Consider the following 18,666-nt stretch of genomic DNA (forward strand, 5'->3'; position numbering starts at 1 on the left):
GGGGCCTGCCAAGGCCTTTCGCGCCTGCCTTGCGCGTGTGCAGCGACCGTGGCGACAGGGGTTGTCCGGAACCTGTGGCATAGCTGCACCAACTTTCCGGGGATTTCGCCCTTTCTGCTCCCAGTCGTTGCAATCGGGGGCGTCACGGTGGAAATACGATCCATTCCCCTGCGGATTCCCCTGCGGCGGGCTTACCTTGAAGAAAGAGGGAAACATGAAAAAGATTCTTCTCGCGACCAGCGCGTTCGCTCTGATGGCTGGCGCTGCCTCCGCGGAAATCGCCCTGTCGGGTTCGGCCCGCATGGGTCTGGTGTACTTCGATGATGGTGCCGACTCGTCCACCACGTTCAACTCGCGCGTTCGGATCGTGTTCACCGCTTCGGGCGAAACCGACACCGGTCTGTCGTTCGGCGCTTCGGTGCGTCATGACCAGGACGATGCTCCGTGCGACGGCTACTGCAACGGCGACAACACCGTGTTCATCTCGGGCGCTTTCGGCAAGCTGACCATGGGCGACGTTTCGGGCGCTGCTGATGCTCTCGTTGGCCAAGTGTCGGGCGTCGGCTACGGCCCGCTGGATGCCGCTCAGGAGATCAACTTCATCGGCACCAACAAGACCGCAGTGTACTACGAGTACTCCTCGGGCGCGTTCACCTTCGGTCTGGGCGCTGGCCAGCAGGAAACCGCTCGTGACACGCTGAACGTTGGCGTGAAGTATGCTGCTGACGGCTACTCGGTTGCCCTGGCTTGGGAAAACGAAGATGACGGCGTGAACGACAACGACATGGTGTCGCTGGGCGCTTCGGCGACCTTCGGCGCTGCTACGGTGAAAGCCCGCGTTTCTGATCTGGACGTCGCTGGCGCTGACACCGACGTGATGTACGCTCTCTCGGTGGACTACACGGCCGGTGCGACGACCTTCACCGCCTTCTACACCGATTACGGCAACGTCGAGAACGTCACCACGTTCAACGCAAACGACCTTGTCGACCCGGCTTCGACCGACACCCAGCACATCGGCATCGGTATTGCCTATGACCTGGGCGGCGGCGCTACCGTTGCTGGCTCGATCATCTCGCAGCAGAACGATGGCATCGACGACGCCATGGGTGCCGACCTCGGCCTGAAGTTCTCGTTCTAATCCTTCGGGATCAGACGATACGGAAAGAGCGGGCATTGCCCGCTCTTTTCTTTTCTGCAGCAGGGCTGTGGCGTCCGGAACACTGCTCCTGCCAATTGTGCAACACCGATGCGCGGATTCTTGCCAAGACCCGCCGGTTCTGGTGCTGTCACAATCAGGTTTGCAACAGGAAAAACCAAAATGAAGCAGCTCCTTGCATCTACCGCGATCCTCGCATTCTGCGCAGGCGCAGCCTCGGCCGAGATCGCTCTCTCCGGTTCGGCCCGGATGGGTATCGTCAGTGACTTCGGCGATACCGACGCACAATTCTCCAGCCGTGTCCGCATCGTGTTCACCGCTTCCGGCGAAACCGATACCGGCCTGGCCTTCGGCGCTTCGGTGCGTCACGACCAGGACGATGCTCCGGGCGACGGCTACCTGAACGGCGACAACACCGTCTTCATCTCGGGCGCGTTCGGCAAGCTGACCATGGGCGACGTCGACGGCGCCGCAGCGGCAGCGGTCGGCCAGGTTGACGGCGTCGGCTACACCGGCCTGTCCGACCACAACGAGATCACCTACATCGCCACCGGCGGGGTGAACTTCAACGGCCCGCTGCCTCCGTTCCCGAGCGTGGACTACTCGACCGACACCTCGGTCCTGTACGAATACTCCACCGGTCCGGTCTCGATCTACGCCTCGTCGACGCAGCTTGACTATGTCGCGCCGCTTGGTGGTGGCTTTGACGCACAGGCCTACTCGGTCGCTGGCGCCTACACGATCGACACCTACAAGTTCTCGCTCGGCTATGAAAAGCTGGACTTCGATGCTGTTGGCGGCGGGCCGCTGTTCATCGACGCCAAGAACTGGGTTGTCGGTGCGGACGCGGGCTTCGGTGCCGTCACCGTCAAGGCGCGCTATTCGCAAGCTGACCTGAACGACAGCAACGTGCTCGCCTACGAACTTGACCAGTGGGCGCTGTCCGGCACCTACACGGCAGATGCCCTCTCGCTTACGGCCTATGCCTCGTCCAAGGATGGCTCGCTTGACGGCACCGGGAACGTCTACTCGGTCGATGCGCTCGGCCTGGGCGCGTCCTATGACCTGGGCGGCGGTGCTGCAGTCTCGGGCGGTGTTGTTCGCCTGGATGAAACCATCGGCGCGGCCGCTTCTGTGGAAGACACGGCCTACGATCTGGGTCTGACCTTCTCGTTCTGATCCAATCGGACAGACGATACGGAAAGAGCGGGCACTGCCCGCTCTTTTCTTTTCGCCCCACCCGGTTAGGTTGCCCTGCAAACGGGGGAAGTCATGGGACTGGCAGACATCCAGGCGCGGGTGCGCGCGGCGGAACGTGCGGCGGGGCGGGCGGAAGGCTCGGTCCGGCTGATCGCCGTGTCCAAGGTGCAACCGCCTGAAAGGGTGGAGGCGGTGCTGGCCGAAGGGCACCGGGTCTTTGGCGAGAACTATGTGCAAGAGGCCGCCGGAAAATGGCCCGCCTGGCGCGAACGCTTCGGGCTGGTGGAATTGCACATGATCGGCCCCCTGCAGACCAACAAGGCCAAGCTGGCGGTCGATCTGTTCGATGCGATCCACACGCTGGACCGCCCCTCGCTGGCGCAGAAGCTGGCCAGTCTCGGGCAGGCCCGCGGGGCGCTGCCGCAGCTGTTCGTGCAGGTGAACACGGGGGAAGAGCCGCAGAAGGCGGGCGTCCTGCCTGCAGATCTTGCGGGGTTCCTGAAGGACTGCCGGGCGATGGACCTGTCACCTGTGGGCCTGATGTGCATCCCGCCCGAGGATCAGGACGCCACCCCGCATTTCGCGATGCTGGCCCAGATGGCCGCGGACCACGGGCTCACGGGCCTGTCGATGGGAATGAGCAGCGATTTCGAGACCGCCATCGCCCACGGCGCGACCCATATCCGCGTCGGCAGCGCGATCTTCGGGGCCCGGAGCTACGCGCCCCGCGCGTGAGGTTACCCCTGTGGCAGGCAACCCTGCAAACCGGCCGGAAGCACCAGCGGCGCCCCAAGCCGGTACAGCTGCGCCGCAAGGTCACTCCCGCCGCTGACCGTCAGGCTGACCGGCCCCCGTCCGACCACGGCCACCCCGTCGGGCAAGGTGGCGATAAGGTTGTCGGGCGGGAACAGCACGAGAAGGGCAGGGGCCTCGCCCCCCAGCCAGGCCACCAGGGCCAGGACCACGACCCATCCTGCCAGCACCAGTGGCACGGCGATCAGCCAGCGGCCAAGGTCAGTAGTCATGGATATGTTCCAGAGCTTCCCGGGGCAGGTCGCGCAACACCGCGTCCAGGTCGGCCACCGGGACCAGCACCAGATGCCGGAAACCGGAATTGCCCTGTCGCGCGAAGGAATGGATCGCCCCGGGGAACGTGGCCTCGGGAGTGATGGCGGTAAAGAGGATGTCGTCGTTCCCGGCGATCTCGACGAAACTGCCGCCGTCCGCCACGATCTGTTCGGCCAGCCGGGTGAAGGCGCGATAGCGCGGGGCCTCGATCACCACGCCGTCGGGCAAGGTCTCGATCACCTGCACGTCGGGCAGGGCAGCCAGAGCCTCGGCCGACAGCCCGCCAACCACCGCCCGCAGCCGCAGCTGATCGGCACCGACGGCGGCCACGGCAGCCTCGATCACCTTGGCATAGGCCGCCTTCGCCCGGTATTCGAGGCCAAGTGCAAAGAGGCGTTCCCGGTCCCGCTGGGCGTCGGTTGCGGCGGCCGCAAGCGCCTCGGCATCGCGAGTAAAGTCCCATTTGTACCACGGCACCTGCTGCAGGAAGACCGCGTAGTCCGCCGCCTGCCGCGCCGACAGGTCGTCCAGTGGCGCACGATCTGCCCCACGCAGAGCGACGACAACACGCCCCACGGTTTCCTCATAGGCGGCTTTCGCCAGCAGTTCGGCAGTAAAACTGACGCCGATGGTATAGACCATTTGCTTGGTTTCCCACGGGAAGCCGCCATGCGGCCCCGACGCCTGCGACAGCGCGCAGGTCGAGGACCAGAAGCCGCCGATGGCCGACAGGAAGCCATAGCCATGTGGGTCGCCGGTGCGGATCACCTCGCCATAATCGCCATAGACATGCACGATGTGCCATTCCGGGTAAGTCAGCAACGTCCGCCCCTCGGGCCGCTGCCAGTCGGCCCCGACCAGCGGGTCATGCGCCACCAGCGCGCCTTCGGGCCGACACATGGTTTCGATGTAAGCCACGGGCAACAGAAGGCCCAGGACCACAACGACCAGCAGCAGGACCAGCCGCTTGAAAAGGCGGAAGAGGACCCTCACCGCCGCAACCCCACGGCAAGCGCGATCCCGCCCAGCACCAAATGCGGTACCGAAGACAGGATTTTCAGCGTCACGGGAATGTCCAGCCAGCCCCAGGTGAAGATGCCAAGGTCCAGGAACCCCGACCCGGCAAAGCAACCGAGGATCCCGTCCAGGAAATACAGCGTTCCGAACAGGATCAGGAACATCCGGCTGGCCCGGGCCGAGATCACCGCCGCCGCCAGCGCCCAAAGCGCCGAGGCAAGGTGCAGCGCATCGTCGAAAATATCCAGCGCGAAGATGCCGAAGGTCCGGCCCTCAGCGTCCACGATCCCGGGGATAGGGAGGTAGTTCAGACTGGCCACCAGCGCGAGGATCACCGCATAGGCAAAGGCCACTTTCCGTTGCAGCACCATCTCAGGCCTCCACCATGTACTTGTCCCAAAGGGCATTGCGCAGCCGCAGGCCAGGATCGACCTGCCGCTTCAGCGCGACGAATTCCGCCGACCGGGCAAAGCAGCGGCGGAACTGGTCCAGCGTCGCATGCGGCCGGTAGGGCAGATAGTAGCTGCCGCCAATGGCCAGCACCGCCTCGATCATCTCTTGCGTCATCCGGGCCATGTCAGCCTCGGCCCGCGCCGTCATCTCCTGGCTGAACAGCAGCACCGAGGCGATGCGCTGCCCTTGCGGGGCATAGGACAGCATAGCAGTCGGGTCCTGCGCCACCCAGCGCAGGGTGATGTTCAGAAGCTCCTGATAGCTGCCCGGGATGATCGCCTTGGCGGCAGCGATGAAATCGTTGAAGCGGTCCGGGGCCACGAAGTATTCGTGCAGGATGTCCGTCCGGGTCGGATCGCGGTCGTCCAGCGTGATCACCGGCTCGTTCATCAGGGACGACCGGCTGGAAGCCCCCGCCAGCATCGCGCCGACCCCAGTCTCGATCCCCCAGCGGCGGCGTTTCACCCATTCGTTGCCCGGCTGCGCCCGGAAGATCGCGCGGGAGGCCTTGGACAGGAACCCGGACCCGGCGGCAGGAGGAATCTCGCCCTCAACCGGCCGGTAAGTGACGAGGAGCGCGTCGTCGAAGAACCCTTCGCGGTCGATGTTCAACCGGCCATAGGCCATCGGCACGTCACCGCTGGCCGTGGCCACGAAAGCGGTGGCGAAATCGGTGGCGGGCAGGGTTTGGAAGGTGGGCTCCAGAAGCTGGTTCGGCACCGCCTCCACCTCCAGCTCGGTGATCAGGCCGATCAGGCCGTAGCCGCCCATCGCTGCCGCGAACAGGTCGGCGTTTTCGCTGCGCGAGGCGGTCACCAGACTGCCATCCGCGAGCACCATCTTCACCGACCGCACCGTGGACCCCATCGGCCCAAAGGGCATCGGCCAACCATGCGCGCCGACAGAGAAGGTGGAAGCCACCCCGAAATCGGCGTTCGACTGCATGACCTTGGGCGACATCCCGAAGGGGTCCAGCGCCGAGATCACCTGATGCCAGCGCGTCCCGGCCTGCACGGTATAGGTCTCGGCCCCCGGCTCGAAACTGACGAAGGGATAGTCGAAGGTTATCGCGTGACCATCGCGCGGGATCGCCTGCCCACCCATCGAATGTCGGGCGGCGGCCAGATTGACCGGGCGACCGGCGGCCTCGGCCTCTTTCAGCTCTGCCCGCAACGCGGCCACCAGCGCATCGCCGGGCGGCTCCTTCACGATGACATGCTTGAAGATCGGCGTTTCCGACAGCTGTGAGGCGTCGTTCAACATGGTCTCCCCGCCCACAGGCGAGATCACCGTCACCCCATCCAGCGAGGGCAGGGATGCCCCCATCCAACGGCCGCCCAAAGCGCCCACTGCAGCCCCCGCGCCGACCAGCGCGGCTCGTCTTGTCAGCGCCATATGGCACCCTTCATTTGTCCCGCGCACAGAATGTTCCGTTCCCCGTGGCCGGTCCAGTCGGCTTTTCCGGACGCGGGGGGCGTCAGGTCAACCAGACCCTTGCATAGGGCGGCAGGGCGATCTGGCCGTGGTGCGCCTCGACATGGGCATCGGAAAGCTCGTCGTGGAATGCGCTGACCCCCAGCGAGCGGACGACGGCCTCGGGCAGGTGCTGCCAGTGTTCGGTAAAGTTGAACAGGCCCAGAAGCGTCCCGGTCGGCGCCAGCCGCTGGAAGGCCAGAACCGCGTCGTTTCCCGCGGCCACGACCCGCACCGGCACCGCAGCGTGCAGGGCCGGGGTCGCCGCGCGACGGGCCAGGATGGCCTTCGTCCCCCGGAACACCCGGGCCGCGGGCGTGTCGCCCTGATGTCGTGCATCTGCCAGCGCCCAGTCCATCCGGGGCCGGTGAATCCAGCGGCTGTCATGCGCGTGGTCGGGGTTCGCCAGATAACCCTCGTCGTTCGGCAGGGCGAGTTCATCGCCCATGTAGATCAGCGGGATCCCGCCCCAGGCCGCGATCAGCGCGTGGCCCATAAGGATGCGCTGGACGGCAAGCTCCGGGTCCTGCGCGATCCCGGCCAGAGAGGCGAAGCTGCCGGAAATCCGCTTGTCGCCAGTCAGCTCGTTGACCTGGAACAGCGCGCCTTTGGCAAAGGTTCCGGGGAAAGTCCCCTCATAGAAATCCGACAGGAAATTGCGGTGCGAGTGCCCCGACAGACCGACCGCCGCCGCGTCCTCATCCGTCACCGCCCAGCCGATGTCGTCATGGCAGCGGATGTAGTTGGCATAGGTCGCATTGGTCAGCCGGTCGGGGAAATGCGTGGCCAGCACATGGGTCATCAACCGGGTGTCGCGCGTCGCAAGTGCGGACCAGAACTGCACCATCAGGCTGTTGTGGTAGGCAAGGTTGCCCTCCTTGCCGTCATGCTTGCCCCGGCCAAGGTAGGGAAGCATCTCGGACGGCGAGACGATCGCCTCCTCCAAATGGATGACCGCAGCCGAGGCGATGCGCGAACAGGCCCGCAGCGCCTGCAGGATCATGTGGACCTCGGGTTCCGACTGGCAGCGCGTGCCAAGCCGCTTCCACATGAAGGCCACCGCATCCAGCCGCAGCACGTCGACGCCCTTGTTTGCAAGGAACAGCATGACCTCGACGATTTCCAGGAACACCGCCGGATTGGCCCAGTTCAGGTCCCACTGGTGTTCGTTGAAGGTGGTCCAGACCCATTTTCCGATCTCGGGGTAATGGGTGAAGTTGCCAGGAGCATTGTCGGGGAAGACCTCGACCAGCGTCTGTTCATAAAGGCGCGGCATGTCGGGCGTGTCGAACATCAGGTAGTAGTCCTGATAGGTCGCATCCCCCTTCGCCGCCTTCTTCGCCCAGGCATGCTCCTTCGCCGTGTGGTTCAGCACCAGGTCGACGCACAGCGACATCCCCCGGGTGCGCAGGGCGGCGCTGACCGCCTCAAACTCCGCCATCGTCCCGAAGGCCGGGTTGATCTGGCGGTAGTCCATCACCGAATAGCCGCCGTCACTGTCACCGGGGCGCGGCTTGAGGCAGGGCATCAGGTGGACATAGGTGATCCCCAGGTCTTCCAGATAGTCCAGCCGGTCCAGTACGCCCTCCAGCGTGCCGTTGAAGCGGTCGATGTAGAAGACATAGCCCGCCATGCCGGGGCGCTGGAACCAGTCCGGCTCCAGATCGCGCTGCAGATCCAGCCGCTTCAGATCCTCTGGCCGGTCGCCCCAACCCTTGCGCAGGGCTTTCACCAGCTTGTCGCGGAACACTGGATAGTCCGGCCGCGCGCCATACAGCGCCTCCAGCATCGGGAACAGGTCGGGTGCGGACCGGGCCAGCCGCAATTCGAAAAGTTGATCGTCTGCGCTGGTCGTTCTGGCCATGGCTTCCCCCCAAACTTGCCGCAGTTTATGCAGGTCAAAGCGTTTTGGGAAGGGGTCAGCCCTGCACGATCAACCGCGTCTGATGCGTGATGCGCGGGGCGATCCAGTGCAGGTCGCGGCGCGACAGGCCGATGCAGCCCGCCGTCTGCGCGCCGGGCCTGCGCCACTGGTGGATGAAGATCGCCGAGCCCCGGCCCGGTTCAGCATAGGGCCAGTTCCAGTCGGTGATGATGACAAGGTCATACATCGGATCAGCCCGCCGCAACCGTTCATGGCTGAACTGGTGCGGAGCGCGGACCATCAGGTTGTAGTCCTCGTCCTCCGGGTCATCCGACCACAAATCCAAAGGCCCGATCGGCAGCGCCCAGTCGGCGGGCCGGGTCAGCCGGTCGGGGCGATACAGCATCCCGACCAGCCTGTGTTTCCCCGCGGGCGTGGCCCCATCCCCCTCGCGCTTCAACGACGCGGGGACGATGCCACCACGCCCCACGCTGCAGGCAAAGCGGCGACCGCGAAACAGGGCGCCCATCGGCGTGATGACCAGGTCAAGCGATGTCATGCCGGTGATCTATTCGAAACGGTGGTGCGGTCAATTGCTATCCCATAAGCTCGCTTCAACACGCCCGGGTTGCAGGAGGCAAGCGCATGCGTCTGGACTGCTACATGGTGAAGCCTTCGCCACCACCGCTGGTGCCGGGGGTTCCCGATCGCGACTGGATGGATGCCTTCAACCAGCGGTTCCCCTATCGCTGCCTGCCCTTGGCCATGGCCAACACCTCGGGCTGGGAAATCCGCTGCACCGCCGATTTTCAGGTCGAATGGGACGGAAGCCCCAGCATCGACGCGCTGAAGGTGTCAGAAGAGGCGCAAGGTCTGGCCCTGTCGCATTTCGGCGGCGGCGTCCTGACCTTTCACCCCGGCTACCTGTTCCGCACGCCCCCCGGCTGGGCGATCTGGGCCACAGGCGCGCCGAACCACGTCAAGGACGCCATCCAGCCGCTGACCGGCCTGATCGAGACCGACTGGCTCCCGTTTCCCTTCACGATGAACTGGCGGATGACGCGGCCCGGGCGCGCGCGGTTCAAGAAGGGCGAGCCGTTCTGCTTCATCACCCTGATCCAGCACTACGAACTTGATGCGGTCGAGCCGGTGATCCGCAAGCTGGAGGACGCCCCGGACCTGAAGGCCGAATACGACGCCTGGCGCGGGGCGCGCGATACGTTCCTGAAACTGCACGCCGAGAAGAACCCCGAAACCCTGCGGCAGGGCTGGCAGAAGCACTATTTCAACGCTCGTCCGCCCCAAGGCGGCGGCACCGCGCCGGAAATCCATGTCCGCAAGCGCAGGCTGGAGGAGCCGCGGTTCGAATGACCTACAGAAGGTGCCCGGACTTCGCGGCCTTGGTCGCAAGGTAGGCCCGGTTCTCGACCGTCTCGCCCACCCGCAGCGGCACACGCTCTGTCACCTGAAGGCCGCAGCCTTCCATCATCGCCAGCTTCTTCGGGTTGTTGGTCAACAGCCGCACGGACCGGAACCCCAGCTTGCGCAGGATTTCCGCCCCGATGCGGAAGTCACGCTCGTCGTCCTCGAACCCCAGGCGATGGTTCGCCTCGACCGTGTCAAAGCCCTGATCCTGCAGGGAATAGGCCCGCATCTTGTTCGCCAGACCGATCCCGCGGCCTTCCTGGTTCAGGTACAAAAGCACGCCCGCGCCCGCTTCGCCCATCTGCGCCAGTGCGGCGCGCAGTTGCGGCCCGCAATCGCATTTCAGCGACCCAAGGACATCGCCGGTAAAGCAGGCCGAATGCAGCCGCGCCAGCACCGGTTGGTCGCGATCCGGGCGGCCGATCTCGATGGCGTAATGCTCCTCGCCGCCGTCATCGGGGCGGAACACATGCACCCGGCCCGCAGCCGCTGCCACCAGCGGCACCCGGGCCGAGACGACCTCTTCCATCGGCGGCAAAGCGGCCAAAGCGGGGGCAATCTCGTCCAGCGCCAACAGTGTCAGGCCATGTGACCCTGCCAGCGCCAGCGCGTTCTCGACCGGCACCATCAGGGCGGCTGGCAGAAGATGCGCCGACTTCGCCAGCCCCAGCGCAGCCCGCGCCAGATCGGCCTGGCCGTCACGCAGCGATTGCAGGGGGCCCTTCATCGGCATCCGCAGGTCATCCGCCGGGTCTGCCACCGACCGCAGCCAGCCAAGATCGGCGTCTGACGGAGGAACGATCCGTGCAAGGTCGCCGTCATAGGCCCGCGCCTTCAGCGTCGTCGCGCGCCGTTCGGTGATCGCCAGAACGGGCGCGCCAAACCCGCGCAGGTCGGCCAGACGGGCGGCATCCAGCGTCTCGACAGCCGCCACCAGCACCGCCTCACCCGCCCCGCACAGCACCACGGGAACCCCCATGCGCAGATCGCCACGGGCGCGGGTCAGGCGTTCGGCAATGGTCAGGCCAAGGGACATGCCCCCTATCTAGGCCGCAAAGCCCCGGGGCGGAAGCCTTTGCGCGCCGCCGCCCGGGCAAATGGCTAAAGATCGGTCGGACAGGCGATTAGGATGTCGGTCGGATTGACTGCTGCATCAGGCGGGACCAGCCGATGAAAGCGCAGGAAATGCAGCGAGACCTGCCGCGCGTCCTGGCGAAAATCGTGGTGCAGGACCAGGGTCAGCTTGCCCTCGGCCAGAAGCTGGCGATTGGTCCGGTCAAGGTCGTGCGCGACAAAGACGTCGATCCCGCGCCCCGCCTCGGCAAAGGCGTCAAGTATGGCGCGGTTGCCGCCCCCGATGGAATAGACGCTGCCGATATCGGGATGCCGCCGCAGCGCCTCCAGCACCAACTGCCGCGTCGTGCGGTCCACCCCCAACCCTTCCGAGACCGTCAGCGTCGGCAGCACCGGGCCGTGGCGCGCCAGATGGTCAAGAAAACCGATCCGCCGTTCATCCTCGCCCCGGAACATCTGCGAGGACAGGGTGACCAGCACCCGCGCCCCTTCCTGCCGCTGCATCCGTTGCAGCAGATAGGCGGCCGTCGCCCCTGCACGGCGGTTCTCCATCCCCACATAGGCCAGCCGCAAGGGCGTGGCGATGTCGGTGACGTAGGTCACGACCGGGATGCCCCGCGCCTTGATTGCGGCCAGGCACGCCTCGATTGCCGGTGTGGCAGGGACCTTCAGCACGATCCCGTGGCTGCCCCGCCGGGCTATGGCAGTCAGGCGCGCGACGATCTCGCGTTCCTCCATCACTTCGGCCAGGTGGAACCGCGCGCGAAAGGCCACGGGCCGGACCAGCGGTAGTTCCGCCTCGAAGGCCGCGCGGACGGCGGTGGAGAACCGGTCGGGCGACTGGATGAAGATGTCGATGGTGAACCGGCGGCCCTGCGCCAGGCTGGCGGCATGCTGGCTCTCCAGTTCGGCCAGCGCCGCCGCGACCCTTTCCCGCGTCAGGCTGCGGACATGGTCCCGACCGTGCAGCGCGCGGTCGACCGTCGCCGGGCTGAGGCCCGCCTGAAACGCGATTTCCTTGATGCCGAAGCGGCGGGTCATCCCTGCAGTTGAGGTGATTTTGAGGTGAATCGCAACTGTGCGAAACATCCTGCGAAGGGCAGTGTGCTGCAAAGCCCCGACAAAGGACCGCAGCCATGAACGCCCCCTCCCGCCCCGCCCGCCGCCCGGTCTGGATCAGCGCCGACAGCGGCGATTTCCACCAGTTCAAGGCCCAGGTCGCACAACGGACCGCGCCCGAAGATGTGCACCAGGCCGCCGAGGTGGTGCAGAACATCCCGATCTACACCGGCGAAGCCGTCGCCAGCGCGGCCCGCGATCCGCAGGCCTGCCGCGCGCTGACCACCGAATGGGCCTGGGCTTTCTCGGACGGCCCCGGCATCGTCGTGATCCGCGACGCTCTTCCCGATGCGGCCGTGGTCGACCGCGCCTCCGCGATCTTCGAGACGATCATTGCCGAAGAAAAGGCCGCCAACCTCGGCGGCGGTGACCATTTCGCGAAACCCGGGGCGAACGACAGGATCTGGAACTCGCTGGAAAAGCACTGCCTGGCCGACCCCGCCAACTTTGCCGCCTACTACAGCGCCAATGCACTTGCGCTGGCGTCCGAGGCCTGGCTTGGCCCGGCGTACCAGATGACCGCACAGGTCAACCGGGTGAACCCCGGCGGCGCGGCGCAGGTCCCGCATCGCGACTACCACCTGGGCTTCATGTCGCCCGAACAGATGGCGCGATTCCCCGCCCATATCCATTCGATCTCGCCGGTCCTGACCCTGCAAGGGGCCGTGGCGCATTGCGACATGCCGGTGGAAACCGGGCCGACGATGCTGCTGCCGTTTTCGCAACAGTTCCACGAAGGCTACCTCGCCTTCTCGCGGCCCGAATTTCAGGACCACTTCGCAAAGCACCATGTCCAGCTGCCGCTGTCGAAAGGCGATGCCTTGTTCTTCAACCCGGCCGTCATGCACGGGGCAGGGACCAACCGCACGACGGACCGCTTCCGGATGGTCAACCTCCTCCAGGTTTCTTCGGCCTTCGGACGGGCGATGGAATCGGTTGACCGCGCCAGGATGAGCCGCGCCGTCTTCGCCGTCCTGCGCCAGGGCGGGAAGGGGATCGATGTCGCGAATGTCATCGCCGCCACAGCCGAGGGCTATCCCTTCCCGACCAACCTTGACCGCAACCCACCCATCGGCGGCCTTGCCCCCCGCACGATGGCCGATTTCCTGACCCAGGCGGTGTGCGAAGGCTGGACCGATGCGCAGCTTGATGCCGCCCTGTCGGACCTGGAACGGAAGAACGCAACATGACAGGTCTGAAACAATTTCCGCACTGGCGACACGACCGCGTGAGGGATTTGTTGCAAACCTTGCGGCTTTCGTGATCGGCGCGCATCTCAAGCGCATCAGCAACGGAGGCTTCCATGGCCGGACTGCGGAAAATCCTGCTCGTCGACGATGACGACGATCTGCGCGAAGCGCTCAGCGAGCAACTCGTGATGACCGAAGACTTCGACGTCTTCGAAGCCGGCACCGGTGCCGACGGCATGGAGAAGGTCAAGGCCGGTCTATTCGACCTGGTGATCCTTGACGTGGGCTTGCCCGATACCGACGGACGTGAGCTTTGCCGCCGGATGCGCAAGCAGGGCGTCAAATGCCCGATCCTGATGCTGACCGGGCATGACACCGACAGCGACACGATCCTGGGTCTGGACGCTGGTGCCAATGACTATGTGACCAAGCCCTTCAAGTTCCCGGTCCTTCTGGCCCGCATCCGCGCGCAGCTTCGGACCCACGAACAGTCCGAAGACGCGGTGTTCCAGCTTGGGCCCTATACCTTCAAGCCCGCCCAGAAGATGCTGGTGGATGAAAAGGACAAGAAGATCCGCCTGACGGAAAAGGAAACCAACATCCTGAAATACCTCTACCGCTCGACTGCGGGCGTGGTGGCGCGGGATGTCCTGCTGCACGAGGTCTGGGGCTACAACGCGGGTGTCACAACCCACACGCTGGAAACCCACATCTACCGTCTGCGCCAGAAGATCGAGCCCGATCCCTCGAACGCCCGGCTTCTGGTCACCGAAAGCGGCGGATACCGGCTGGTCGCCTGACTTGTTCCCCTGGCCGCGTCGGGGCAAAGGCGCGGTTCCCTCACTGTTGGACCTGGCCCGGGTCTTATTGATTTCGATCCGGGCTTTTTTGTTGCAGCGACGACACGGTTTATTGCGACCGCCTTGCAACAAACATGAAATCTTGCCGCTTAGGGCTTATTGTTGCCGGATTTGATTGCTACTTTTTCCTCATGCACCGGTTGTGCAGCAAGTTCCCCTGGTCGCGTCGGGGTTATGGCGCGGCATCCTCCCTGTTGGACCTGGCCGGGCTTCTTGCCCGGCCTTTTTTTGCCCGATTGCCCGGGCGGCGGACCCCTGCTAGCCATGGGCGATGCGCAAGCTTGGCATGTCGATCCTTTTTCTCCTCGGGCTGGTCATCGCCCTGCTGATCGGGCTGCGTCTGGCCGCTGCTTTCCGCGAAGACAGCGACACCCCACCGGCGGAAGGGCGGATCGTCGAGACCGCGCTTGGTCCGATCTATGTCGAGGAACTGGGGCCGCAGGACGGCCCAGCGATCCTTCTCATTCATGGATCGGTCGGCTGGTCGCGGATGTGGCAGCCGACGTCCCAGGCGCTGGCGGATGCGGGCTATCGCGCGATTGCCTTCGACATGCCGCCAATGGGCTGGTCCTTCCGCGACCCACTGGGCGACTACAGCCGGACCACGCAGGCCAGCCGCGTGCTGGCGCTGGTAGACTCCCTGCGCATCCGCCCGATCCTCGTTGCACATTCCTTCGGCGCTGGCGCCGGGGCCGAGGCGGTGATGCAGCGCCCCGATGCCTTCGCCGGCCTGGTGGTCGTGTCGGGGGCCATCGTTCTTTACAGCCACACCAAACCCGCAACCTTGCCCTTGCCGCTTCGCACCCGCATCACCCGTGAACTGGCCGTCTCTGCCACCGTTACGAACCCGCCCGCCATGGGGCCGATGCTGCGGAAATTCCTGTATCGCAAGGATGCGGCGACCGGCGACATCGTCACCATGCTGAACCAGCCCGGCCGCCGCGCGGGCACCACTGCCGCGATTGCCGACTGGCTGCCCACGCTTCTGGTCCCGCCGACCGACGCGCAATCCACCCGACCCGAGGCATGGCAAGCGCTGACCCTGCCAGTCGCCTTCCTCTGGGGCGACCGCGACACCACCACCCCCCTGACCCAGGGCGAACGCCTGTCCGAATTGACCGGCGGGCCGCTTTCCATTCTGACCGAGGTTGGCCATATTCCCCACGTCGAAGCGCCGGCCGAATTCCAGGTCGCGCTGATCGCCACCTTGTCCGACCTTGCCGACTGAGGACCCAATGCCCTTCACCCTTGCCACCTGGAACATCAACTCGGTCCGCCTGCGCGAGGCGCTGGTCTCTCGCCTGTTGACCGAAGAGGCACCGGATGTGCTTTGCCTGCAGGAGTGCAAGTGCCCAGTCGAGCTTCTGCCGATGGAGGGCTTCCGCGCCCTTGGCTACACCCATGTCGTCGCGCGGGGACAGAAGGGCTACAACGGCGTCGCGATCCTGTCCAAACTGCCGATCGAGGATGTCGGCGGCCACGACTTTGCCACGCTCGGCCATGCCCGGCATGTTGCGGCACGGCTGGAAAACGGCGTCACCATCCACAACTTCTATGTGCCCGCGGGCGGCGACATCCCAGATCGTGAGCAAAACCTCAAGTTTGGCCAGAAGCTCGACTTCCTGACCCACATGCGCGACCACTTCCGCGCCGACCGTCCGCACAAGGCGATCCTGGTCGGCGACCTGAACATCGCCCCGCGTGAGGATGACGTCTGGGACCACAAGGCGCTGCTGAAAATCGTCAGCCACACGCCCATCGAGGTCGCCCATCTGGGCGAGACGATGGCGGCAGGCCGCTGGCAGGACATCACCCGCCAAGACATCCCGCAAGGCCGCCTTTACAGCTGGTGGAGCTATCGCAGCCCCGACTGGGATGGCGCCGACAAGGGCCGCAGGCTGGACCACATCTGGGCCACCCCGGACATCTCTGGCGCCGCCTCTGGCAGCCGCATTCTGCGCCCGGTGCGGGGATGGGAGCAACCCAGCGACCACGTCCCGGTATTTGCGACGTTCGACCTCTAGGGGTCCGCTCGTCGATGACTTCGTCACTCCTCGCTGAGGTCCCTCACGACGAGGAGACGAAGTCGAACGAGGAGTATCTGGTCACTGACCCGCCACCAGCGCCCCCAGCACCGCCTTCGCGCTGTCGCTGTCCCATTCGGCGTCGCCGATCAGCCGGGCGACTTCCTGCCCCTCGGGGTTGATGATGACCGTAACCGGCAAGCCCATGACATGCATCGCCCGGGCAAGTTCCGACTGCGGATCGCGCCGGATGGGCAGGTTTGTCACCCCGGCCTCGTCGAAGAACCGCTTGATCCCTTCCACCGCGTTGCGCCCCGTGGCGACCGGGACCACCGCGATCTCCGGCATCGCCGCCTGCAGCCGGTCCAGCGACGGCATCTCCTGACGGCAAGGCGCGCACCAGGTCGCCCAGAAGTTCAGGACCACCCACTTGCCCTTGTAGTCGCCCAGCGCGTGCTCCGCATCGTCGGCGTCCAGCAGCACCGCCTCGGGCACCGCGATGGGCGCGCCCAGCAGCATCAGCTTCTTCATGTCGCCGTCGCGCAAGGCGGCCACGTCGGCCAAGCCCGGGTTTGCACCAAGCATCAAGGCCGTATAAAGGACGACCAGCCATTTCCGCACGTTTCCCACCCTGTCCGTTCCGCCCCAGAAAGCCCCGCTCATGTCCGACCCCCGCGATCCCAAAGCCGCCAATACGATGTGGGGCGGGCGCTTTGCCGAAGGTCCAAGCGCGATCATGACGGCGATCAACGCCTCGATCGGGTTCGACCAGCGACTCTACGCCCAGGACATCGCGGGCAGCCGGGCCCATGCGGCGATGTTGGCCGCGCAGGGCATCATCACTGATATGGATGCCAAGGCGATTGGGGAAGGCCTGCTCGCGATCTTGTCAGAGATCGAGGCCGGAAAGTTCCCTTTCACCACCGACTTTGAAGACATCCACCTGAACATCGAGGCCCGGCTGACCGAGCGGATCGGCGAGGCCGGAAAGCGGCTGCACACCGGGCGGTCGCGGAATGACCAGGTCGCCGTCGATTTCCGCCTCTGGGTCCGCGACCAGTGCGACCAGGCCATCGAGGGGCTCACGGGCCTGATGCAGGCCTTCCTGGCCCAGGCCGAGGCCGGGGCCGACTGGGTCATGCCCGGCTTCACCCACCTGCAGACCGCCCAGCCCGTGACCTGGGGTCACCACATGATGGCCTATGTCGAGATGTTCGCCCGCGACCGCAGCCGCTTTGAAGACGCGCGCCGCCGGATGAACGAGTGCCCCCTGGGCGCTGCGGCACTCGCCGGGACCAGCTTCCCCATCGACCGGCACGCCACGGCCAAGGCGCTTGGCTTCGACCGCCCGACGGCGAACAGCCTCGACAGCGTTTCCGACCGCGACTTCGCGCTCGAATTCCTCGCCGCCTCCTCGATCTGCGCCATGCATCTGTCGCGCTTTGCCGAAGAGCTGGTGATCTGGTCCTCGGCCCAGTTCCGCTTTGTCCGCCTGTCGGACCGCTGGACCACCGGCTCCAGCATCATGCCGCAGAAGAAGAACCCCGACGCGGCGGAACTGCTGCGGGCGAAACTCGGCCGCATCCTCGGCGCCACGGTCGCGCTGTTCACCATCATGAAGGGCCTGGCGCTGACCTATTCCAAGGACATGCAGGAAGACAAGGAACAGGTTTTCGACGCGGCAGACAGCCTGATGCTCGGCCTTGCCGCGATGACCGGGATGGTCAGCGACATGACTGCGAACCGCGACACCCTGAAGGCCGCCGCCGCCAGCGGCTTCTCCACCGCCACCGACCTGGCCGACTGGCTGGTCAAGACGCTGAACCTTCCGTTCCGCGAAGCGCACCACGTTACCGGCGCCCTCGTCGCAATGGCGGAAACCAAGGGCTGTGACCTGCCCGATCTGTCGCTGCAGGAAATGAACAGCGTCCATCCCGGCATCACGCAGGAAATCTACTCCGTCCTCGGCGTCGAAAACTCGGTACGCAGCCGCTCCTCCTATGGCGGCACCGCACCGGATCAGGTCCGGGCGCAGGTCGCGCGCTGGAAACAGGCGTTGGGGTGACGCCCGCGATGGTCGGTGCTAGTCTGCGGGCACCGATCAGGGAGACTGTGATGAAACCGATCCTTCTTCTTGCGCTGCTTGCCCTGGCGGCCTGCCAGGACCCGATGCTAGGCACCAACATGACCTTCGGCCCCAACGGAGTGTCAGTGAATCCTGCCTTGTCCGGCAAGGTCGGGGATGTGAACGTGACCCTGGAAAACTGACCACAGGACCCGCCCATGCCCCGCCTAGCCCTGATCGCCTGCCTGATCCTTGCCGCCTGTGGGGCCGATGGCCCGCCCGAGCCGCCCACCCGCGGGATGGACATCTCGGGTGAGGTGCAGATGGGCGTGGTCGTCCGATGACCCCGCTGCGCCTGACCTATCTGGCCCTGGCCGCCTGGGGCGCCGTGCATCCGATGTACTGGTTCGTGACCTACATGCAGGAGACGGGCACTGGCCTTTCCGGCCTGATCGACGCCTGGTACGTCAACGCCTCGACCACCGGGCTCACCTGGGACCTGACCATCGCCGCCATCGCGCTGACCGTCTGGGTGGTGGTCGAAACCGCCAGCCGCCGCACCTGGGCACATCTGGTGGCCATCCCCGCCACCTTCTGCATCGGCGTCAGCTGCGGCCTGCCGCTGTATCTGTTCCTGCGCTCACGCCCGGGTGCGGCCTGACCTCACCGACCGGG

Annotated in this window: 21 protein-coding genes; 12 read left to right on the top strand and 9 right to left on the bottom strand. The window is 65.6% G+C overall.

Going from position 1 to position 18,666, the window contains the following annotated elements:
- The first annotated feature begins 214 nt into the window (after positions 1–214).
- The 3 genes from E8M84_RS02710 (at position 215) to E8M84_RS02720 (ending at position 3,094) form a co-directional block, all read left to right on the top strand.
- Positions 215–1,141, top strand: coding sequence for a porin (locus tag E8M84_RS02710; protein ID WP_170971828.1), 927 nt, complete (start codon positions 215–217; stop codon positions 1,139–1,141).
- Positions 1,142–1,321: 180 nt separating this feature from the next.
- Positions 1,322–2,338: a porin gene (locus tag E8M84_RS02715; RefSeq protein WP_170971829.1), complete on the top strand. Its 1,017-nt coding sequence runs from the start codon at positions 1,322–1,324 to the stop codon at positions 2,336–2,338.
- Positions 2,339–2,431: 93 nt separating this feature from the next.
- Positions 2,432–3,094 (top strand): YggS family pyridoxal phosphate-dependent enzyme, encoded by a 663-nt coding sequence (locus tag E8M84_RS02720; protein ID WP_137109634.1) that lies wholly within the window; start codon positions 2,432–2,434, stop codon positions 3,092–3,094.
- A gap of 2 nt (positions 3,095–3,096) precedes the next feature.
- On the opposite strand, the gene E8M84_RS02725 is transcribed toward E8M84_RS02720, so the two are convergent.
- The 6 genes from E8M84_RS02725 to E8M84_RS02750 form a co-directional block, all read right to left on the bottom strand.
- Positions 3,097–3,384 carry a hypothetical protein gene (locus E8M84_RS02725; protein WP_137109635.1) on the bottom strand — a complete coding sequence of 96 codons (288 nt, stop codon included), beginning with the start codon at positions 3,382–3,384 and terminating at the stop codon, positions 3,097–3,099.
- Entirely contained in the window at positions 3,374–4,420 is a 1,047-nt protein-coding gene (locus E8M84_RS02730; RefSeq protein WP_137109636.1) for a hypothetical protein, read from the bottom strand. The genes E8M84_RS02725 and E8M84_RS02730 overlap by 11 nt, the downstream gene beginning before the upstream one ends.
- Positions 4,417–4,815 carry a hypothetical protein gene (locus E8M84_RS02735; protein WP_170971830.1) on the bottom strand — a complete coding sequence of 133 codons (399 nt, stop codon included), beginning with the start codon at positions 4,813–4,815 and terminating at the stop codon, positions 4,417–4,419. Before E8M84_RS02735 ends, E8M84_RS02730 begins: the two co-directional genes overlap by 4 nt.
- 1 nt (position 4,816) lies before the next feature.
- Positions 4,817–6,292, bottom strand: a complete 1,476-nt coding sequence (locus E8M84_RS02740; RefSeq protein ID WP_137109637.1) for an FAD-binding protein — start codon at positions 6,290–6,292, stop codon at positions 4,817–4,819.
- A gap of 82 nt (positions 6,293–6,374) precedes the next feature.
- Positions 6,375–8,234, bottom strand: a complete 1,860-nt coding sequence (locus E8M84_RS02745) for an alpha-amylase family protein (RefSeq protein ID WP_137109638.1) — start codon at positions 8,232–8,234, stop codon at positions 6,375–6,377.
- 55 nt (positions 8,235–8,289) lie between these two features.
- Complete coding sequence (locus E8M84_RS02750; protein ID WP_137109639.1) at positions 8,290–8,793, bottom strand: L,D-transpeptidase; 504 nt, start codon at positions 8,791–8,793, stop codon at positions 8,290–8,292.
- A gap of 86 nt (positions 8,794–8,879) precedes the next feature.
- Here E8M84_RS02750 and E8M84_RS02755 point away from each other — a divergent pair, with 86 nt between their 5' ends.
- Positions 8,880–9,605: a DUF6065 family protein gene (locus E8M84_RS02755; protein ID WP_137109640.1), complete on the top strand. Its 726-nt coding sequence runs from the start codon at positions 8,880–8,882 to the stop codon at positions 9,603–9,605.
- Between the two features lies 1 nt (position 9,606).
- On the opposite strand, the gene ribA is transcribed toward E8M84_RS02755, so the two are convergent.
- Positions 9,607–10,695: a GTP cyclohydrolase II gene (ribA, locus tag E8M84_RS02760; protein ID WP_137109641.1), complete on the bottom strand. Its 1,089-nt coding sequence runs from the start codon at positions 10,693–10,695 to the stop codon at positions 9,607–9,609.
- A 65-nt stretch (positions 10,696–10,760) separates the two neighbouring features.
- The gene (locus tag E8M84_RS02765) at positions 10,761–11,774 is read right to left on the bottom strand and encodes a LacI family DNA-binding transcriptional regulator (RefSeq protein WP_137109642.1); all 1,014 of its coding nucleotides are present in this window, start codon (positions 11,772–11,774) and stop codon (positions 10,761–10,763) included.
- A 95-nt stretch (positions 11,775–11,869) separates the two neighbouring features.
- On the opposite strand from E8M84_RS02765, the gene E8M84_RS02770 reads away from it, so the two are divergent.
- From E8M84_RS02770 to E8M84_RS02785, 4 genes are all read left to right on the top strand, one after another.
- Positions 11,870–13,042, top strand: coding sequence for a phytanoyl-CoA dioxygenase family protein (locus tag E8M84_RS02770; protein ID WP_137109643.1), 1,173 nt, complete (start codon positions 11,870–11,872; stop codon positions 13,040–13,042).
- Between the two features lie 113 nt (positions 13,043–13,155).
- Complete coding sequence (locus E8M84_RS02775; protein ID WP_137109644.1) at positions 13,156–13,842, top strand: response regulator transcription factor; 687 nt, start codon at positions 13,156–13,158, stop codon at positions 13,840–13,842.
- Positions 13,843–14,173: 331 nt separating this feature from the next.
- Positions 14,174–15,130 (top strand): alpha/beta fold hydrolase, encoded by a 957-nt coding sequence (locus E8M84_RS02780; protein WP_137109645.1) that lies wholly within the window; start codon positions 14,174–14,176, stop codon positions 15,128–15,130.
- 7 nt (positions 15,131–15,137) lie between these two features.
- Positions 15,138–15,926 carry an exodeoxyribonuclease III gene (locus E8M84_RS02785; RefSeq protein WP_137109646.1) on the top strand — a complete coding sequence of 263 codons (789 nt, stop codon included), beginning with the start codon at positions 15,138–15,140 and terminating at the stop codon, positions 15,924–15,926.
- Between the two features lie 81 nt (positions 15,927–16,007).
- Here E8M84_RS02785 and E8M84_RS02790 read toward each other — a convergent pair whose 3' ends face one another.
- Entirely contained in the window at positions 16,008–16,589 is a 582-nt protein-coding gene (locus E8M84_RS02790) for a TlpA disulfide reductase family protein (RefSeq protein ID WP_240790269.1), read from the bottom strand.
- Here E8M84_RS02790 and argH point away from each other — a divergent pair.
- The 4 genes from argH to E8M84_RS02800 are packed head-to-tail and all read left to right on the top strand — an operon-like array spanning position 16,588 to position 18,652.
- Positions 16,588–17,991: an argininosuccinate lyase gene (gene argH / locus E8M84_RS02795; RefSeq protein WP_137109648.1), complete on the top strand. Its 1,404-nt coding sequence runs from the start codon at positions 16,588–16,590 to the stop codon at positions 17,989–17,991. The genes E8M84_RS02790 and argH overlap by 2 nt on opposite strands.
- Before the next feature lie 50 nt (positions 17,992–18,041).
- The gene (locus E8M84_RS21390) at positions 18,042–18,194 is read left to right on the top strand and encodes a hypothetical protein (protein WP_170971831.1); all 153 of its coding nucleotides are present in this window, start codon (positions 18,042–18,044) and stop codon (positions 18,192–18,194) included.
- A gap of 15 nt (positions 18,195–18,209) precedes the next feature.
- Positions 18,210–18,335 carry a hypothetical protein gene (locus E8M84_RS21775; RefSeq protein WP_276607101.1) on the top strand — a complete coding sequence of 42 codons (126 nt, stop codon included), beginning with the start codon at positions 18,210–18,212 and terminating at the stop codon, positions 18,333–18,335.
- Positions 18,332–18,652, top strand: coding sequence for a DUF2834 domain-containing protein (locus E8M84_RS02800; RefSeq protein WP_137109649.1), 321 nt, complete (start codon positions 18,332–18,334; stop codon positions 18,650–18,652). The genes E8M84_RS21775 and E8M84_RS02800 overlap by 4 nt, the downstream gene beginning before the upstream one ends.
- The last annotated feature ends 14 nt before the right edge of the window (positions 18,653–18,666 follow it).

It is taken from the genome of Rhodobacter sp. SY28-1, from assembly GCF_005222785.1.
Classification (GTDB): domain Bacteria; phylum Pseudomonadota; class Alphaproteobacteria; order Rhodobacterales; family Rhodobacteraceae; genus Tabrizicola.

Coding starts and splice junctions, on each gene's coding strand:
- E8M84_RS02710 (WP_170971828.1), top strand. CDS start 215: ATGAAAAAGATTCTTCTCGCGACCAGCGCGTTCGCTCTGATGGCTGGC.
- E8M84_RS02715 (WP_170971829.1), top strand. CDS start 1,322: ATGAAGCAGCTCCTTGCATCTACCGCGATCCTCGCATTCTGCGCAGGC.
- E8M84_RS02720 (WP_137109634.1), top strand. CDS start 2,432: ATGGGACTGGCAGACATCCAGGCGCGGGTGCGCGCGGCGGAACGTGCG.
- E8M84_RS02725 (WP_137109635.1), bottom strand. CDS start 3,384: ATGACTACTGACCTTGGCCGCTGGCTGATCGCCGTGCCACTGGTGCTG.
- E8M84_RS02735 (WP_170971830.1), bottom strand. CDS start 4,815: ATGGTGCTGCAACGGAAAGTGGCCTTTGCCTATGCGGTGATCCTCGCG.
- E8M84_RS02740 (WP_137109637.1), bottom strand. CDS start 6,292: ATGGCGCTGACAAGACGAGCCGCGCTGGTCGGCGCGGGGGCTGCAGTG.
- E8M84_RS02745 (WP_137109638.1), bottom strand. CDS start 8,234: ATGGCCAGAACGACCAGCGCAGACGATCAACTTTTCGAATTGCGGCTG.
- E8M84_RS02750 (WP_137109639.1), bottom strand. CDS start 8,793: ATGACATCGCTTGACCTGGTCATCACGCCGATGGGCGCCCTGTTTCGC.
- E8M84_RS02755 (WP_137109640.1), top strand. CDS start 8,880: ATGCGTCTGGACTGCTACATGGTGAAGCCTTCGCCACCACCGCTGGTG.
- ribA (WP_137109641.1), bottom strand. CDS start 10,695: ATGTCCCTTGGCCTGACCATTGCCGAACGCCTGACCCGCGCCCGTGGC.
- E8M84_RS02765 (WP_137109642.1), bottom strand. CDS start 11,774: ATGACCCGCCGCTTCGGCATCAAGGAAATCGCGTTTCAGGCGGGCCTC.
- E8M84_RS02770 (WP_137109643.1), top strand. CDS start 11,870: ATGAACGCCCCCTCCCGCCCCGCCCGCCGCCCGGTCTGGATCAGCGCC.
- E8M84_RS02775 (WP_137109644.1), top strand. CDS start 13,156: ATGGCCGGACTGCGGAAAATCCTGCTCGTCGACGATGACGACGATCTG.
- E8M84_RS02780 (WP_137109645.1), top strand. CDS start 14,174: ATGCGCAAGCTTGGCATGTCGATCCTTTTTCTCCTCGGGCTGGTCATC.
- E8M84_RS02785 (WP_137109646.1), top strand. CDS start 15,138: ATGCCCTTCACCCTTGCCACCTGGAACATCAACTCGGTCCGCCTGCGC.
- argH (WP_137109648.1), top strand. CDS start 16,588: ATGTCCGACCCCCGCGATCCCAAAGCCGCCAATACGATGTGGGGCGGG.
- E8M84_RS02790 (WP_240790269.1), bottom strand. CDS start 16,589: ATGAGCGGGGCTTTCTGGGGCGGAACGGACAGGGTGGGAAACGTGCGG.
- E8M84_RS21390 (WP_170971831.1), top strand. CDS start 18,042: ATGAAACCGATCCTTCTTCTTGCGCTGCTTGCCCTGGCGGCCTGCCAG.
- E8M84_RS21775 (WP_276607101.1), top strand. CDS start 18,210: ATGCCCCGCCTAGCCCTGATCGCCTGCCTGATCCTTGCCGCCTGTGGG.
- E8M84_RS02800 (WP_137109649.1), top strand. CDS start 18,332: ATGACCCCGCTGCGCCTGACCTATCTGGCCCTGGCCGCCTGGGGCGCC.